This window comes from Pseudoalteromonas sp. NFXS39 (genome assembly GCF_040148775.1).
GTDB lineage: Bacteria > Pseudomonadota > Gammaproteobacteria > Enterobacterales > Alteromonadaceae > Pseudoalteromonas > Pseudoalteromonas apostichopi.
Map to the genome: position 1 here is coordinate 500,998 of NZ_JAGDEC010000001.1, position 17,026 is coordinate 518,023.

The 17,026-nt window shown below is 40.8% G+C and carries 14 protein-coding genes; 3 read left to right on the forward strand and 11 right to left on the reverse strand.

Annotated features, from left to right (window positions below):
• Positions 1-55 precede the first annotated feature (55 nt).
• Positions 56-1,099, forward strand: a complete 1,044-nt coding sequence (locus tag J3455_RS02185; protein WP_349560910.1) for an ABC transporter substrate-binding protein — start codon at positions 56-58, stop codon at positions 1,097-1,099.
• A gap of 22 nt (positions 1,100-1,121) precedes the next feature.
• Here the strand turns inward: J3455_RS02185 and J3455_RS02190 are convergent, their stop codons facing one another.
• The 5 genes from J3455_RS02190 to upp form a co-directional block, all read right to left on the reverse strand.
• Positions 1,122-2,891 (reverse strand): sugar phosphorylase, encoded by a 1,770-nt coding sequence (locus J3455_RS02190; protein WP_349560911.1) that lies wholly within the window; start codon positions 2,889-2,891, stop codon positions 1,122-1,124.
• Between the two features lie 12 nt (positions 2,892-2,903).
• On the reverse strand, positions 2,904-4,124 hold the full coding sequence (locus tag J3455_RS02195; protein WP_130052730.1) for a glycosyltransferase family protein: 1,221 nt from the start codon (positions 4,122-4,124) through the stop codon (positions 2,904-2,906).
• Positions 4,117-5,859, reverse strand: a complete 1,743-nt coding sequence (locus tag J3455_RS02200; protein ID WP_256853927.1) for an HAD-IIB family hydrolase — start codon at positions 5,857-5,859, stop codon at positions 4,117-4,119. Before J3455_RS02200 ends, J3455_RS02195 begins: the two co-directional genes overlap by 8 nt.
• Before the next feature lie 138 nt (positions 5,860-5,997).
• Complete coding sequence (locus J3455_RS02205) at positions 5,998-7,236, reverse strand: uracil-xanthine permease family protein (RefSeq protein ID WP_349560913.1); 1,239 nt, start codon at positions 7,234-7,236, stop codon at positions 5,998-6,000.
• A gap of 9 nt (positions 7,237-7,245) precedes the next feature.
• Positions 7,246-7,875: a uracil phosphoribosyltransferase gene (gene upp / locus J3455_RS02210; RefSeq protein ID WP_130052733.1), complete on the reverse strand. Its 630-nt coding sequence runs from the start codon at positions 7,873-7,875 to the stop codon at positions 7,246-7,248.
• Between the two features lie 193 nt (positions 7,876-8,068).
• On the opposite strand from upp, the gene J3455_RS02215 reads away from it, so the two are divergent.
• Positions 8,069-8,887: a hypothetical protein gene (locus J3455_RS02215; RefSeq protein WP_349560915.1), complete on the forward strand. Its 819-nt coding sequence runs from the start codon at positions 8,069-8,071 to the stop codon at positions 8,885-8,887.
• On the opposite strand, the gene J3455_RS02220 is transcribed toward J3455_RS02215, so the two are convergent.
• The 5 genes from J3455_RS02220 to J3455_RS02240 all read right to left on the reverse strand — a co-directional run bounded on the left by J3455_RS02220 (position 8,884) and on the right by J3455_RS02240 (position 15,344).
• Positions 8,884-9,855: a Gfo/Idh/MocA family protein gene (locus J3455_RS02220; protein WP_349560917.1), complete on the reverse strand. Its 972-nt coding sequence runs from the start codon at positions 9,853-9,855 to the stop codon at positions 8,884-8,886. The genes J3455_RS02215 and J3455_RS02220 overlap by 4 nt on opposite strands.
• Positions 9,856-9,857: 2 nt before the next feature.
• Positions 9,858-10,805, reverse strand: coding sequence for a phosphotransferase (locus J3455_RS02225; RefSeq protein ID WP_349560919.1), 948 nt, complete (start codon positions 10,803-10,805; stop codon positions 9,858-9,860).
• A 145-nt stretch (positions 10,806-10,950) separates the two neighbouring features.
• Positions 10,951-13,206, reverse strand: coding sequence for an acyl-CoA dehydrogenase (locus J3455_RS02230; protein WP_349560920.1), 2,256 nt, complete (start codon positions 13,204-13,206; stop codon positions 10,951-10,953).
• Positions 13,207-13,458: 252 nt separating this feature from the next.
• The gene (locus tag J3455_RS02235; RefSeq protein WP_130052738.1) at positions 13,459-14,991 is read right to left on the reverse strand and encodes a phospholipase D family protein; all 1,533 of its coding nucleotides are present in this window, start codon (positions 14,989-14,991) and stop codon (positions 13,459-13,461) included.
• Positions 14,992-15,149: 158 nt separating this feature from the next.
• On the reverse strand, positions 15,150-15,344 hold the full coding sequence (locus J3455_RS02240; protein WP_105181791.1) for a (2Fe-2S)-binding protein: 195 nt from the start codon (positions 15,342-15,344) through the stop codon (positions 15,150-15,152).
• A 371-nt stretch (positions 15,345-15,715) separates the two neighbouring features.
• Between J3455_RS02240 and J3455_RS02245 the strand changes: the two genes are divergently transcribed.
• Positions 15,716-16,414 carry a hypothetical protein gene (locus J3455_RS02245; RefSeq protein ID WP_349560921.1) on the forward strand — a complete coding sequence of 233 codons (699 nt, stop codon included), beginning with the start codon at positions 15,716-15,718 and terminating at the stop codon, positions 16,412-16,414.
• Positions 16,415-16,471: 57 nt separating this feature from the next.
• Here the strand turns inward: J3455_RS02245 and J3455_RS02250 are convergent, their stop codons facing one another.
• Entirely contained in the window at positions 16,472-16,888 is a 417-nt protein-coding gene (locus tag J3455_RS02250) for a hypothetical protein (protein WP_167657498.1), read from the reverse strand.
• Between the last annotated feature and the right edge of the window lie 138 nt (positions 16,889-17,026).

Consider the following 17,026-nt stretch of genomic DNA (forward strand, 5'->3'; position numbering starts at 1 on the left):
CCTATCAATTCAAGTTATATACTAGGGCAAATCAGTCAATTAACTTAACTTACCCATGCTAAAAACGGTATTTTTCACTATCTGCCTATTTTGCTTACCGAGTGTATTTGCCAAGCAAAGTGTTATTTTTATAAATCCTGGCCATGCCGATACTAATGTCACGGGCCCGTTTTGGTTTGAAGTGTCGCAGTTGATGCGTGACGCTGCCAAAGACTTTGATCTCGATTTAACGATTCATTATGCCAACCGAAATCATATTGAAATGAAGTCATTAGTGGCTAAAGCGATTAAAGCAAAGCCAGATATGCTGATTTTAGTTGATGAGAAAAGCGTGCTAACCCAACATCTTTTGAGCATAGAACACACTTCTACGCCGATCTACTTTTTACTTAACCGCCCATCTGAAAAAGAACTAAAAAGATTGATTGATCATGGTATTAATATCACAGGTAGCGTGGTACCCGATAATAAACAAGCGGGGCAACTTCTTGCCAATAAGCTGATTGAAAATAGTCAACAAGCTGCTAATGTTTTTGCGATTAATGGCGATTACACCACTCATGCAGCTCTTGATAGGGAGCAAGGTTTAAAACAAAGTGTATTAACGCATGATAATACGCACATCACGGCGAAAACTGTTGCCAACTGGTCAGCAACACAAGCGTATCGTCATAGCCTTGGCTTTTTTAGCCATCAACCAACCATTAATATTGTTTGGGCAGCCAACGATGCTATGGCCTTAGGAGCGATTGCTGCGCTTGATGAATTAAACAAACGCAAAGAAGTATTAGTTGGTGCAATTAACTGGCCGCTTCGAGCTGTAGCAGAAAAAATAGACGTCACTATCGGTGGTCATGTTACGCTGGGGGCTTTAGCAGTGGTGAATATTCATGACTTACTGAATAAACACTCCTCTGGACCTATTCATCAAAAAGTGGCCATTTTCAGTCAACATAACGAACAAACGCTTAAACTCGTTGAACAAATTCACAGTGATAACTTGGCAATTAACTTTCGCGTTTTCAGTAAAGCACATATAACACCTCTTCCTTTTAGTGTTGAATCTCTTCTCTTAGAGGCAACAAAAAGCGCACTGTAAAGGGCATTTACAGTGCCTGCCTTCATTTATTGCTGAGCCATACAGCTTGGTATGGGGTTAGCGACATGGTTTTTGTCTGCTCGGTAATTTGCTCACCGCTGATTAAATCACGCCACTGCTCAGTACCAATCAAATTTAAGTCGGCAAGAGTAAGAATTTGCGTCTCGTCACTGATGTTATAAACACAAAACATACTTTGCGAACGGTTGATACTTTGTCGCCAAAAACCAAATAACCCCTCGCTTAAATGTAATGTATATTGCGTTGCATTAGGGTGAAAAGCGCTTTGTGCCTTACGAATAGCCATTAGGTTTTTCATCGCTTTAAACACAGTACGATGATGAGCATTTTCGTTACTCAACTTGGCAAGTAAATCTGACTCTTGCCAGCGGTGACGGTTAATCGCTCGGTTATGTTGGCTGTTTTCAAAGCGTTCATAATCATTGGTAGTACCGAGTAGGCTATGAATATACAAACCTGGAATACCTTCAAGTGCAAACATAATGGCATGCGCACATAAAAAGCGTGCAACCCCCCATTTATCAGGGCCTTTATGGGTACCTTGCAGCGCATCAAACAATGCGATGTTTAACTCATAAGGGGTGTTGGTGCCATCTGGTGCGGTACGTAATGATACTTTACCGCCATATTTAGCCGTGGTATTGACCATTTCGGCAATTTCACTTTGCTCCAATAACCCTTCGACAGGCCTTAAACCTATACCATCATGTGATGCTATAAAGTTAAAGTATGCAGTCCCTTCTTGAGGGGGTGGCATGCTCATCATCCAGTGCTTTAATGCGGTGCTATCGCCACTCAGTAAGGTATGTAATAGCAAAGGCGGTAATGAGAAATTGTAAATACAATGTGCTTCGTTGGCATTACCAAAATAAGAGAGGTTTTCGCGGTTTGGAATATTGGTTTCAGTGATAATAATCACGTTAGGCTCAAAATGCTCTATCAGGGTGCGAAGTAATCTGATCACTTCGTGAGTCTCTGGTAGGTTAATGCAGCGGGTATTCAGCTTTTTCCATAAAAATGCCACCGCATCGAGGCGGAAAATTCGTACACCATTATCTAAATAATGACGAATAATGCTGACAAACTCATTGAGCACATCTGGGTTGGCAAAATCAAAGTCGACTTGATCGTGGCTAAACGTACACCATACATGTTGCAAACCGTTTTTTGTTTCAACCGCTTGTAAAAGAGGCGATGTTCGCGGGCGAACAACTTGAACAAGATCGTCACTCGGGCTTGCTGTTTTAAAATAACTCTTACCAGGCTCTTTGCCTTGAATAAAGTTTTCAAACCAAACACTTCTGCTAGAGCAATGATTGATCACTAAATCAGCCATCAACCTGACATCCTTCGAAATATCGCGGATATGCTGCCAACTGCCTAACGCTTCATTCACTTGCACATAGTTCATTACCGCGAAGCCTTCATCTGAGCTATACGGGTAAAATGGCAAAATGTGTAATGCATTAAGTTCAGGCAAGCATTGGTTTTTTACAAAGCGATGTAAGGTATGCAAAGGCGGCTCTTCAGGCTTAGCAACCGCTTCATCCGTGTTAGCATGGCGAATAATCGAATCACCATAGGCGATTAAAATCATATCTTGCTCATCCCAACGGTTTTTATGTGGCGTTGGGTCACGAACAGGATCATCACCTAACATGGTATCGATTAATCTGTCTGCGAGTTGTTCAAGCGTTGTTGATAGTTCAACCTCGCCGTAGATGCAGGTTAAATGCTGAATAACCCTTTGTTGGAGTAGCTCTAAAGTCACGTGCCTTCCCCGTTAAATATATTCTTTGTTATCAAGCTCTACGGCTTCTTCTAAGCGAGCAAATACATCTGGCATTGCCGAGGCTACTCTGTTCCAACTCGGCACAAATGGTGCTTCCATTGGGTTTTCTAGAAAATGCTGACCCGCATTCATAATATTTTGTGCAAACATTTCAACGGCTTTCTCTTCTTGGTGAATATCCAATGTTAAACCATTCATAAGCGCATCATTGTGATATGTTTCAATAAAGTCGAGGGCGATACGATAATACGTTGCTTTTAATGAACGAATTGTTTCGCTCGTAAAAGTAACCCCTTGAGTAGCCAGCTTTCTGAATAGAGCTTTAGTTATATCAATCGACATTTTCGACAAGCCAGCAGCTTGATTGCCTAGTGATAAGTCTTGATGTTTATGGTCATAGTTATCAGCAATATCAACCTGACATAAACGATTATGCGAGTAATTGCGATACATCTCTGATAACACGCCAATTTCTAAGCCCCAGTCACTTGGAATACGGATATCGTTGAGTACATCGCGACGGAATGAAAACTCTCCAGCTAATGGATATCGAAACGAATCCATATACTCTAGATAATCACTACTGCCCAAGATCGTTTTAAATGAACGCAGTAATGGCGTAACTAATAAACGAGATACACGGCCATTGATTTTGCCTTCTGCAGTGCGAGGGTAAAACCCTTTACAAAACTCATAGTTAAAACGAGGATGAGCAACAGGGTAAATCAAGCGAGCTAAAAGTGCTCTATCGTATGTCAATATATCACAGTCATGTAATGCAATTGATTCCACTTTTGAGGTGGCGAGTTTATAACCCATGCAATACCAAACATTACGGCCTTTACCTAATTCTCGTGGCGCAACACCTAACTTTTGAAGTTCTTTATCAAGGGCTTGTAGACGCGGGCCATCATTCCAAAGTACCTTATGGTGTTGATCAAGCTCTGCAAAAAACTGCAGTGCATGGCGATATTGGCTTTCGTCGGCGCGATCAAGGCCAATGGTTATTTGCGATAAGTAAGGCACATGTTTCAGCTCAGCAATAATATTTTGCAAAGCTGGCCCTTCTAACTCACTGTAAAGCGAGGGTAATATAAGGCCCATTGGGCGTTGTTTAGAAAAGCCCAACAACTCTTTTTCTAGTTCTTCTACTGGGCGATCAGCAATATTGTGTAGCGTAGTGATAATGCCATTTTGATAGAAATCAGCCATGAGATTGCTCCTGTTTTGCTGCAAAACGCGCTTTGATGATAGTTAACGCAGAAACTTCTTGAACCCAACCCGCAGGGGCTGGTTTTTCGCTGAGCTGCCAGGCTTTTTGTAGTATTTGTGATTGAACTTGGCTGCCAGGGTTATTGATTAATATGGCGGTATCGGCCGCCTTTAGCATGGCTACATCGTTTTGACTGTCGCCAAGGGCAATCACAGTAAAAGGATTGCGATAGGCTTTTTTAAACTGATTTAACAGCCACTTTTGTGCAAGCCCTTTGTTGTTACCTTTGGTTAAATGGATAAAACGCCCGCCAACAAGCACTTCGTAGCCAGCTTGGCTCATTGCATCTATCAGACCTTGTTTTTCTTCATCGCTGCCCGAGAAACAAACCGGATCTGAGTACTGTCTTTGTAAAGCCAGTTCACTTTTATCGACGGGTAGCCCTGTTAATTTGGCTATTTCTTGTGCACTAAATTGACTAAATAAGCGTACACAATGACTATAATCACTCGCATATCGTTTAAGATCTTCATGCAATTTATCGGTACTTTGTGTCATAGCAAAGCGCCAATAACCTTGATATTCATCACAGCCAATCGGCTTTACTTTAAAATAGTCTTTCGGGATGTAAACAGCCGCGCCATTTTCAACAATAAAAGGTTGATGATGAGCCAAACCGTTTTGAATATCAGTGACTTCAGCAAAGGTTTTGCTGGTATTAAAAATGACATTGACACCGGTATCATTCAACTTTGCCAAAAATGGTTTGATCACCTCACATTCGTAGCTATCGTGATCGAGCAATGTGCCGTCTAAGTCAGTAAAAATAAGTGGCTGAGCAATTTGGTCAGCGAGTAGTTCCATCTTAGTGATGTCACGCTCTGTGTCGAGCAATAATAAAGCATCTACACTCTGCGCGAGGGTTGCTAAATTTTCACGCGTAATACGCTCAAAATGAGAGATAAAACGTTTTAAACTCTGTTCATCAAAGGTACCCTGCCCTTCGCCTTTTTTGGCGATTAACTTATGCTCCTGCTCTAACCGCCAAGCATACACATCTTCAAATGAAGGCGCTTTTAACATAATGGTGTAATCGGCCATTGCGAATACATTTTGATATTCATTCGCTAAGCAACTATTTACGCAGCGACGCCAAATGCCGTCGGCATCTTCTAGTTGCTCTAATTCATTAACTGGAGTTTGTAGTTGATAAGGTTGCTGCGGTGTACTGGCTACACACCAGCCTTCAAAAAACACGATATCAATCGGTTTTTGGTTACTAGGCCACTGCGATTGTGGCACAGGATCATCGGTTAGCTTGTCAAATTGAGGTAGTGGCACATCCATTTTACCTGCCAACAAAGCCGATAAGGTTTGTTCCATTAATTGCGTATCATGCGTACCCGGTACCCCACGACTCGCAAACAAAGGATGAACATCTTTAGCAAGCTCATTGCGTGCATCACGGCTTAAATAAAAGTCATCGATTGATAATGACACGCTATTAAATTCGGTATTACTATTAACCCAAGTCACTAAAAAATCAGCGAGAGTTGTTTTACCTGAACCTTGGCAGCCGTTGATAGCCACCAACATAGGTTGGCCGGTCATTTTTGCGCTTAAGATATCGTGCGCGAGGGGTATAAAAAACTGCTCACTTAAGTATTGATACTTGAGTGGTAACTGATGCTTCGCTAAAAACGGGGTAATATCCACAACATTTGCCTCTTGCATAATCGCTCCTACCAGTATGACATAGAGATAAATGCAGTTAGTAGACCAGTTTTATAATTCCTTATTTTTTATATAGTTACAAAAAAAGCGCATATTTAATGCGCTTTTTTGGTGCAATATTCCAGCAGTTATTCAGTTCTAATCAGCTTGTTGCACTGCTTTGGGGAGGACAGCATTTAAAATAATCCCCAAAATTGCGCATAAGCTCACACCCTGCAAACTAAACTCGTCATCACCAATATGCATACCACCGATTCCAAACACTAAAATCAGTGCGATGATAGTCAGGTTACGAGGCGCAGTAAGGTCCTCACCTGATTTTACTAAGGTATTTAAACCAACAACAGCAATAGAACCAAATAGTAAAATCATGATGCCACCCATCACAGGAACCGGAATAGTTTGTAATCCTGCGCCCATTTTTGCCACAAACGCGAGCACAATTGCGATGATTGCAGTCCAAAGCATCACTCGAGGGTTGAAGTTACGCGTAAGCATAACCGCACCTGTTACTTCAGAGTAAGTAGTATTAGGTGGACCACCAAAAACCGATGCCGCAGAGGTTGCTAAGCCATCACCGAGTAAAGTGCGATGTAAACCCGGTTTCTTTAAATAGTCTTTACCTGTTACTTGGCTAATTGCCATCATGTCACCAATATGTTCAATGGCCGGAGCAATTGCCACAGGTACCATAAACAAAATAGCTTGCCACTTAAACTCAGGATAAGTAAATGCCGGCACAGCAAACCAGTTTGCTTGAGTAACCGCACTAAATTCAACAATACCTATAAATAACGAAGCAAGGTAACCTGCAATAACGCCAGCGAGAATAGGGATAAGTTTAAATACACCTTTGCCCCAAACAGCAAAAATTAACGTAACCAGTAATGATAAACCTGAAACCCAAATAGCTTGCGCATAAGGAACTAATTGCGCACTGCCATCACCAGCTTTACCCATTGCCATATTCACGGCAACCGGCGCTAAGGCTAAACCTATCACCATAATAACTGGGCCAACAACCACAGGCGGTAACACTTTATGCAGAGCATTTACGCCTTTAAACTTTACAATCAAGCTAAGCGCAAAATAGCAAAAGCCTGCCACCATTAAACCGCCCATTGTTGCAGGAATGCCCCACATTTGTACTGAGGCGATAATGGGTGCAATAAAAGCAAAAGACGATGCTAAAAAGATAGGAACTTGGCCTTTGGTAACCACATGAAACAGTAACGTTCCTAAGCCTGCGGTAAATAAAGCCACATTTGGGTCAAGGCCTGTCAGTAACGGCACAAGTACCAATGCACCAAATGCTACAAACAGCATTTGCGCGCCTGTTAGAATGGTTTTTAACGAAAATGTTTGATGATTTTCCACGTGAGCGCCTTACACTGTGCCAAAAATCTTATCACCGGCATCTCCTAAGCCTGGAATAATATATCCTTTTTCGTTTAAGTGACTGTCTAAAGATGCTGTGAAAATTTCAACATCTGGGTGCGCTGCAAGGGTTTTTTCTACGCCTTCTGGTGCAGCCACTAATACAATCACTTTAATATCTTTACAGCCTGCTTTTTTCAGCATATCGATAGTTGCGATCATTGAGCCGCCCGTTGCCAGCATTGGGTCAATAACAAGACTTAAACGCTCATCAATTTTGCCAACTAGTTTTTCAAAATAAGGCACTGGTTCAAGTGTTTCTTCATTGCGCTGAAGACCTACCACACTTACTTTTGCAGCAGGTAATAATTGCATTACGCCATCCATCATGCCAAGACCGGCGCGAAGAATAGGCACAACAGTAATTTTTTTTCCTTTAATATGCTCTACATCTAAAGTTGAACCATCCCACCCTGTGATTTGCACGCTTTCTAATGGTAGGTTTTTTGTTGCTTCGTAAGTAAGCAAGGTACCTACTTCAGACGAAAGCTCACGGAAACTTTTTGTGCTAATACCTTGTGCGCGCATAAGGCCAAGTTTGTGTTGAACTAACGGATGAGTAATTACATGGATAGACATAAGTAGAACCTAAATGAAATAAATTACGCCTATTTTAGCGCAAAATAGTCTTCTCGACTGCAAAAAATGCACACTCACTGCATTAATTTCTTGTTCTGGTCTAAAATCATACAGGACATTGCAAATATTAATTTTTTTGCAACAACACGTATCGGCAATCTTTAACACTTTATTTATTTTTGGCCCTGCAGTAATGAAAACGTTTATCCTTACTTCGATACTACTTTGTAGCTTTTGCCTACCTACCCACAGTGAAACACTCGATATTCAAGTTATGGCTGATTTTGTTCCGCAAGATGGTGGTAATCCAAAAAATGAAGCCACCAAGTTCTTACTTGCTGCTGCAACTGAGCTAGGCGATGAAATCAGCCTGCGCTTTATACCTGCAAGCCGGTTAAGAGAATGGCAGCAATTAAGCAAAATGAATAATGCTTGCTTGTACAATAAATTAAAAACCCCTGAGCGCGAGGCCCATGCTGTGTTCAGCCAATACCCAATAATGGCTTTTCCCCCTAATAAGCTAGTGGTATTTAATAAGCCCACCATTCCAGACTCAATCACACTAGTGCAAGCTATTTTTCATTACGATTTAACAATAGGCATAGTTAAAGGTCGGTCATACTCAGAAGAGATTGATCAGTTTGTACGTTTAAATGATGAGCATTTTTTCATACTCGATGGGGCAAGAAATGCACCAAGGCTCGGACAAATGCTATTTCAAAATAAAATTGATGCCGTTTTAGAATATCAAACTATATTTAGTAACCGTTATAAACGAACACAGGATCTAAGTAGTATTCGCTATATCAGCCTTAAGCCAGAAAAAGCCGCGGTGTTTGGTTATATTGCTTGTTCACCAACAGAGGTCGGCAAACAAGCAGTCGCGATGTTCGACAAAGCGCTTAAAACCGAAAAGATACGCACTTTAATTAGCGAGCGGCTAATGGCACTATTTCATGAAGGTGAAAACACCCAAATTGTAAATGCCTTCAATGCAGCGTTTGAGCACTAAGCCGATAAAATCTGTTCCATAACCCAGCTTGTATGTAGTGCGGTTTCACCGGTGGATGGGTGTGGCTGCTGAGCATGAAAATAGTTTGCAATGTTTTCAACATGATATTGTTGAATATGTGCAGGGTTATCAACTATGAACTGTTGTTTGCCCTGTGCGTTGTTAAGCACAATCGGCTTTTCATCAAAAACACTAAAGCTAAGCTCGCCTTCACTGCCATAAATCATTACATCATCAAAACGATTCGCTGAAGCAAAGTTCCAGCTCCCAGTGCCGGTAACGCCAGATTGATGCTGCCAGTGCGCAGTAATAGCATCAAATGCAGAATATAAGCCTCGTTGATTGGCACATAAACCATGCACCTTATTAAAATCACCTAAAAGGTAGGCAAGTAAATCAAGGCCATGGCTGGCTAAATCGTCAAAGTAACCACCTCGTGCCACGTTTTGATCTGTGCGCCAGTTATACTCACCCGATAAATCAAGGGCGTTAGGAGCTTTACTTAAATGCCAACTAACATGACGAGGCTTACCAATAACACCTTGTTCTAGTAACTGTTTAACTTGATTAAAGCGCGGTAACGAACGGCGATAATAAGCCACAAATAGCGGCTGTTTTGCCTCTTTAAACGCTGCGACAATGTCAAGGCTATCTTGATAACTCGGTGCCAGCGGCTTTTCAATACAGCAAGGTTTACCTGCCGCTGCAACCTCAAGAGCATACGCTTTATGGCTATCTGGCGGCGTGGCTATATATACTGCATCAACACTGTTATCGTTAATTAGTTCGCTTGGCGATGCGAACACCTTTGCAACATTATGGCGTTTAGCGTAATCATGGGCTTTTTCAAGGTCGCGGCGTGTCACCCCAATAAGCGCAATACCTTCTGCTTGTTGATAAGCAGGGCCGCTTTTCAGTTCGGTTACTGCACCACAGCCGATAATGGCAAATCGCATTGGCTTATTCATTGTTAATCCTTTATTTCTAAATACGTTACAAATTGCTGCTGCATGTAGCCGTTTATTTTTGCATGATCAGGGCTCCAACCTGCTAAAAAGCGATAAAAATCGCTCCATGCGTAACACCAAAGCGCTTGCCAACTGCTAACGACATGCGCAGGATTGACACTCGGTTGATAGCGCTTTAGTGCTTGTGTGAAGGTATCAAAATAGCGATTTAAATAGTCATCTGCAACTGATTTTAATGCTGCATCATCTAAACAACTACCTAAAAAGTACATCACATCAATCACCCCAATTCCCTTGCCAACGTATTGAAAATCATAGCCAAGAACGTGCTGGTTTTGTGGCAAAATAGCAAAATTGGCAAGCTTAGCATCACCATGAATTAACGTTTGGTAAGGTGACTCACTCAACGCAGTATCAATAGCGTGTGCCTGCGCTTTTAAGCTTAAATCGCTCATACGCTGTAGCTCATCAGGCCGCGTTGCTAAATGCCAGTAACTACCTCGCGGCCAAAGTCCACCAGCAGAGCTTGCTAAATGAAAAGCATGAAAATGTGCAAGCCAGTTTATAATTGCTTGAATGTCGATGTGTGTAGCACTTGCTTGCTGGTAGCCAAGTGCACTGAAATCACTAAATAACAGCGCTTGCTTACTGCCCTCTTGTATTGCCTCAATGCAGTGGATAGCCGCAGCTTCATGGGGTAATTGCTTAGCGTAACGCCGATACCAATTAAATTCGACTAAGTAAGATTGGCGCTTTCTGGCAAGCGCAAAATCACTTTGTTTTATACGACTATGATTGATCTGGCTAGGCACTTCAATCGCTTTAATTACCGCAGCAGTACCATCCATTTGGCAACGAATAATCTCACCGCAACCGCTCCATACTGATGCCGCTTGCTGCAAACCTGTAATGTTTGAAAAGTGAGATGTAACAAATTGCCTAAGATCCATAACGCTCTGTAATTTATATAAACTGATGGCAATGGTAGGTGAAATTAGCTACTGGCACAACGGCCTATAGGCAATAAAAAACCCGTGCTAAACACGGGTTTTCGAAGATAAAGTCCTAATACTGCTCAGGACTTGCATTGTTGAATTACTCGTTTACCACACTTTTAAGTGGGTTTACTGGCTTTGCATTGTCATCCAGTAAGTTCATATCAAAGTCAAACTCATCAACACGAATCGCTTTTTCACGTTTCTTGTTGTAATCAATCAGTTTTGCGTACTCTCCTTCGTTGATAACACTTGCAACTAGTGCATTATCAAGCGTTTCTGCAAAACGAACGCCCGGCTTAATAGTTTTAGCACGCAGTGCTTTTTTAACTTTCTTAAGTAAATCAAGACACGCCATTTTCGCTTTATACGCTTGCTCATTAATGTAATGACCATCACCTTCAATTGGATTAACCAAGTGAGTGATTTGCGCTTTAAATGCGGTATCCATTTGCGCTTGAGTTGCAAGTTCACGAATTAAATCATCGCTGATCTTAGGCATCTTCATTGAATAGTTCATAGTAATGAAACGCATAAACTTACGAGTACCACTTGCAGGGAAGTTATCTAAGAACTTATGCAATGCTTCTTCAGCGCTTTGTAGTGCAAAGCGAGTCGCATAGTGGAAGTAAGGCGCAGCTTGCTCACGTTCACTGCTTGCTACTTTTTGCTCGTAGTATTTAATCGATGCCATGGCAGCATATAAGAAGCTCATTACGTCACCTAAACGTGCAGATAACATTTCTGCTTGTTTAAGTTTGCCGCCAAGTACCAATAACGAGAAGTCAGCATAAACTGCAAGTTTTGCAGATAGTTTGTGCGCTGCTTTTTCGTATTCACGTACTTCGGGTAGTGACGATTTAGCACCCGCAGTAAACGGTAATACACCTAAACGGAAAGCTCGTAAGCTGTTAGCTACGCTGTAGCCTACTGTTTTACGTAAAATGCTATTGAATTCTTTATCTGCATTTTTGTCTTCGCTGTGGATAGACTCAACCATAGATTGTAGATAAGGATGACAACGCATTACACCTTGACCAAAAATCATTAAGTTACGAGTAAGAATGTTTGCACCTTCAACCGTGATTGCGATTGGTTGTGCAACATAACCACTTGCTAATGTATTTTGTGGACCATTTTGAATCGCTTTACCTGCTTGTATATCCATTGCTGAATCAAGCACGTTACGACCAATTTCTGTCATATGGTATTTAGCAATTGCAGTGACTACAGATGGTTTTAAGCCCATGCCTAAACCTTCTGTTGTTAATACACGCATTGCTTCTTGAAGGTAAGTTTTACCTGCGATATCAGCAAGCTTCTCTTGGATACCTTCGAATTGACCAATCGCAAGACCAAACTGCTCGCGTACTGCTGCGTACTCTGAAGCACCTTTAAATGCTACTTGTGATGAACTAACACCAAGCGCCGGTAACGAAATACCACGACCTGCACCTAAACAGCTAACCAGCATTTGCCAGCCACGACCGATGTTCTTTTGACCACCAATGATGAAGTCCATTGGTACAAATACTTTTTCACCGCGTGTCGTACCATTATAAAAACGGATACCCATAGGATCATGACGATTACCAAGTTCAACACCTGGGTGATCTTTAGGGATAAGCGCACAGGTAATACCTAGGTTTTCTTTGCCACCTAGTAAACCATCAGGGTCAACAACTTTAAATGCTAAACCTAACACTGTCGCAATTGGCGCAAGTGTGATGTAACGTTTGTCCCAGGTAATTTCTAAACCTAACACTTCTTCGCCATTGAACTGACCACGTTTAACAACACCAATATCTGGAATGCCACCCGCATCCGAACCCGCTTCTGGGCTAGTTAGTGCGAAACAAGGAATATCACGACCATTTGCAAGACGTGGTAAGTAGTGATCTTGTTGCTCTTTTGTACCAAAGTGAAGCAATAACTCACCTGGGCCTAATGAGTTAGGAACCATCACGGTTACCGCAACCGCAGAACTCTTCGTCGCGATAGTCGCAACGATTGTAGAGTTTGCATAAGGGCTGAATTCTAAACCGCCGAATGATTTAGGAATGATAAGCGAGAAAAAACGCTCTTTTTTCAAGAAATCAAGAATGTAGTCAGGAAGATGAACACCGTTTTGAATTTCAGAATCATCAATCATTGATAATAATTCTTTCACTGGGCCATCTAAGAATGCTTGCTCTTCAGTGCTTAGCTTAGCTGCAGGCACGTCACGAAGTGCATCGAAATCAGGTTTACCTTGGTAGATTGAACCTTCTAACCAAACATCACCCGCATCTAACGCTTCTTGTTCTGTAATTGAAATACTAGGTAATACTTTTTTTAATTTTGTACGTAAGCTCATAATAAACTCATCCGACCAGATAGTAATACCTACATTACGTCATAAAATGAACAATAGATCAATTGGTCCAACCAGTTTTTTTAACATTTTTTTATATTTATTTTTTCTTTGCATGCTAAGCACTTGAATATATTGGGTTTACACGTGTACGCTCAAATACTTTTTTTATCCCGAAATGGTTAACAACTAAAGGCTGATAACAAAAAGCCCAACTAAAAAGTTGGGCTTAGGTATAAATGCTGAAGGAATGGCTTAGAGCTCATCTTCGATGGGGAATAACGAAATAAACCACACTTGAAAACGTCGCCAAGAAGAAGTTTGTGGTTCTTCATCAAACTGCTCATTACTCACTGTGTCGAGCCAAACTAAATCATCCTCTTTAAGCTCGACTTTCCAAGCATATTCGGGCATTTGATTATCAACCCAATGGGCCAAAAAGCGGCTAAGCTTTTTGCTTTCGATTAATACACCCATCTCGGTATTTAAATCAATTGAGCGGGGGTCGAGGTTCATGGTACCCACAAAAATCTTTTCATCATCAAAGGTCATGGTTTTTGCGTGCAAACTTGCCTGTGATGACCCGGTTACTTTACGTCCCGCTTTGCGCTTAATGGCCATTAAGTCACTGGGTTTTAACTCCCACAGCTTAACCCCACCCTTTATAAGATCTTCTCGGTACTTTTTGTAACCAGCATGCACCGCAGATACATCGGTAGCAGCTAAAGAATTAGTGAGTACAGTGACATCAACGCCCTGCTGAGCCCAGTTTGTTAGCAATTTAACGCCCTGCTCACGGGGAATAAAATACGGCGACACAATAATTGCTTTTTGTTTTGGCTCGCCCATTTCTTTAAATAACATTGGCGACATATTGGCCGATTTTTCACTGACGTCGTTCATCACCTTATCGGGATGATCATAAAACAACACAGACTTTTGCCAATCGAATTCTATTTCATCGTGCAATAAGCGTTTTACAAAGGCGCTTTCGCGTAATTGCTCAACGTAATTACTCTGCTGATTTTGCTCAACATAGGTCGATAAGGTTTTAGTGATATCAATAAGTGATTGCTCATCACGCTCACCGTGCAAGTCTTCAACAGGGAAAGACAGCTGATGATTCCAATATAAATCAAATGCCTTTGATGCCTCAGGCACTATCTCGCCAACACTCATAACATCTAAATCAATAAATTCAGAGTGATCTTCAGCCGAGAAATACGCATTACCTATGTTGCGCCCACCGGTGATAAAAATTCGATTATCAACAATAAAACTCTTGTTATGCATGCGTCTAGAAAGCTGGCTAAAGTTGGTAACAAAACCAAGCGCTCTAAAACGACGGTTAGGAAATGGATTAAATAATCGAACTTCAATATTAGGGTGAACAGCCAGTGCAGCTAAATCAAGCTCACTGTCAGCTTGTGACAAGTCATCGAGCAGCAAGCGAATTCTTACCCCTCTATCTGCGGCTTTTAACAAAAAGGCCGTAAATAAAATGGTAGTTTGCTGCCTGTGGTATAAATAGTACTGCACATCAATGGTGTGCTCGGCAGAATCAATGAGTGCTAACCTAGCTACAAAGGCATCGACCCCATCTGCTAAAGGATAAAACCCTGATAACCCAGGATGATTATTACCCACTGCATCTCCTATGGTGCTGGGTGTATCTGCTGCAATGGCATAGCTAGGTTGAATGGACTCTCGTGAAGGTAGCTGCGCACAGCCCGCAGTGATTAAAATAAGTACTACACAAAAAAGTGATTTTGAAGAGTCTATTATCATGGCTTCCTACCAATGACCGTGTGATACACGTATCTGCTTTGTTATAACCCTAATAAATGAAGGGGTTAAAAGCAAATAAAAACTCGTAAGTAAGCGGATAAATTAGAAGAATTAAACGAAGGAAAAATAGTTAAGCAAGCAAGCTTAAGAGCAAGTAATTACGCTACTTGCTCAGTAATATCTGCAATCTCGATCAGTTTGCGATTAAGAATTTTTTTACAACAACCACAACACTTGCCGCACTGGCTACCCACTTGCAGTTCTTTTGATAACTCACGCATTGTCATTGCGCCATCATCAATTGTTTGTTCGATTTTTTTATCAGTCACACCATGACATAAACAGATATACATGAATGCAAACCACTCTCATTTCTCTTGATGGTCAGTATATTAATCTAAACAGTAATAGTTCGCAATAGTGTTATAGGCAATATTTGCATAACTTTTATACCGAAATTTCCAAAATGGCACACAGCTAAAAATTTTCCCTTATGATTTGGGCAGTTAGATCAAGGCGAGTAAAGAAAAAATTTTTAACTTTTTAGGTATTGTTTCGCTCTAGAGATAAGCTATTCTTTAGATTGAAATGCATGCTAGATTTCATGTAATTAGTTTTGATAAATAAGTCATTTTTAATAAAACAACAAAACGAACCCTTTAGTTGGTAATAAAGCAATGCTTTTACTATTTTTATCCAACACTTAATCTGTAACCGAGGACACATGGAAGCGCCTACAGTTGAATTAACTCGTGAGAACTTTAACTCCATCTTTTTTCAGACTTTCATAAAAACGAAAGTGCAACCTGAAATACCTATCTTGAGATGCGCAGTCCCTTTACCTAAAGCGCAGAAATTCAAAGCAAAGTTAATCACTGGTGCTATATTCATCATTGCATGCCTCCTTGTTTGGAAAACACAATCCGGTGCAGGTGCAGTTGCCGCTGTGATCATTACTTACCTCAGTTACTATTTAATTCAGATGTTTATCGCCAATAAGCGTTACTTCATCCGTGAATCCCCCTTGTGCGAAATAAAAATAAACCAAGAACAGGTTTACCTGCCCGCACTTTTATTCGATGACAGAAAACCACGAACAATTAAAAGAGAAGATTTACTAAATGTTGAGGCCGTATGGAATTTTACACGCACCAAAAGCGGCTACGATATTAACGATCCACAACCTAGGCGTGCCTATCTATTTTCTGTGATTTTTAAAACTCGCTATGGTGATTCAATTCCTTTAAATGACTGGAGCTTAGAACATCCTGAACTCTTCAAGACACTTGTTGAGTATGATTACCCAGTCACTATGATAAGAACAGCCAAACGCGGGTCACCAATAACAGTTCACATAAAATGGTTCTTCCTATTTACTTTTATGTGTATTTTCATCTACTCACTTATAAAATATGTAATTTAGCGGACTTATAAATATGCAATTGGCAAAGTCACTGCGAACAAGCGCTTTGCCTTGAACTTACGCTTTATTGTTAAACAGCATACCAGAGTGATTACTAGAAGTAGGAGCAAACAAAGAGTTTATCATCGTAGAAACATTACTTTTTACGGCAAGCTGGACTGTATTTATTTCTTCATCAAGTTGTTTATTAAGCTCTAGTAACTCACTTTCTCGTTGTTCTGGAGCTAGCTCTTCGTTACTTTTTAAACTATTAATCTTATTTTGTAACTCCTTTATTTTAGCTACTAGCTCTTGTTGTGTTTGTGATGTTTTCGATTTAGTCTCTACTTCAGGATCAGAATCGACATCAGTTTCTTGACGTTTTGAGCCTTGAAGGTTTGTTGCTTTTTCACTTGCTGGGTTTAGCTCATTTTTATTTTGCTGATCTAATAATGGCTCTTTTAGAAATGAGGATGTGTACGAAGTTAGCTGCATAGTTTTCCTATCGTTTATTTATTGGCGTTTAACAAAGAAATTTTCGAAAAGAAATCTAATGCATAATTCGTACCCATTAACAAGCCAAACATCTCTAATTCAAACTGCTAGAAATATTCATTTTCAAATAATTGCTAA

Excerpts from the sequence above, each read along its gene's own strand:
- J3455_RS02220 (WP_349560917.1), bottom strand. The coding sequence starts at position 9,855 with ATGAATAAGCCAATGCGATTTGCCATTATCGGCTGTGGTGCAGTAACC.
- J3455_RS02225 (WP_349560919.1), bottom strand. The coding sequence starts at position 10,805 with ATGGATCTTAGGCAATTTGTTACATCTCACTTTTCAAACATTACAGGT.
- J3455_RS02240 (WP_105181791.1), bottom strand. The coding sequence starts at position 15,344 with ATGTATATCTGTTTATGTCATGGTGTGACTGATAAAAAAATCGAACAA.
- J3455_RS02215 (WP_349560915.1), top strand. The coding sequence starts at position 8,069 with ATGAAAACGTTTATCCTTACTTCGATACTACTTTGTAGCTTTTGCCTA.
- J3455_RS02185 (WP_349560910.1), top strand. The coding sequence starts at position 56 with ATGCTAAAAACGGTATTTTTCACTATCTGCCTATTTTGCTTACCGAGT.
- J3455_RS02235 (WP_130052738.1), bottom strand. The coding sequence starts at position 14,991 with ATGATAATAGACTCTTCAAAATCACTTTTTTGTGTAGTACTTATTTTA.
- J3455_RS02200 (WP_256853927.1), bottom strand. The coding sequence starts at position 5,859 with ATGCAAGAGGCAAATGTTGTGGATATTACCCCGTTTTTAGCGAAGCAT.
- J3455_RS02230 (WP_349560920.1), bottom strand. The coding sequence starts at position 13,206 with ATGAGCTTACGTACAAAATTAAAAAAAGTATTACCTAGTATTTCAATT.
- upp (WP_130052733.1), bottom strand. The coding sequence starts at position 7,875 with ATGTCTATCCATGTAATTACTCATCCGTTAGTTCAACACAAACTTGGC.
- J3455_RS02250 (WP_167657498.1), bottom strand. The coding sequence starts at position 16,888 with ATGCAGCTAACTTCGTACACATCCTCATTTCTAAAAGAGCCATTATTA.
- J3455_RS02245 (WP_349560921.1), top strand. The coding sequence starts at position 15,716 with ATGGAAGCGCCTACAGTTGAATTAACTCGTGAGAACTTTAACTCCATC.
- J3455_RS02195 (WP_130052730.1), bottom strand. The coding sequence starts at position 4,124 with ATGGCTGATTTCTATCAAAATGGCATTATCACTACGCTACACAATATT.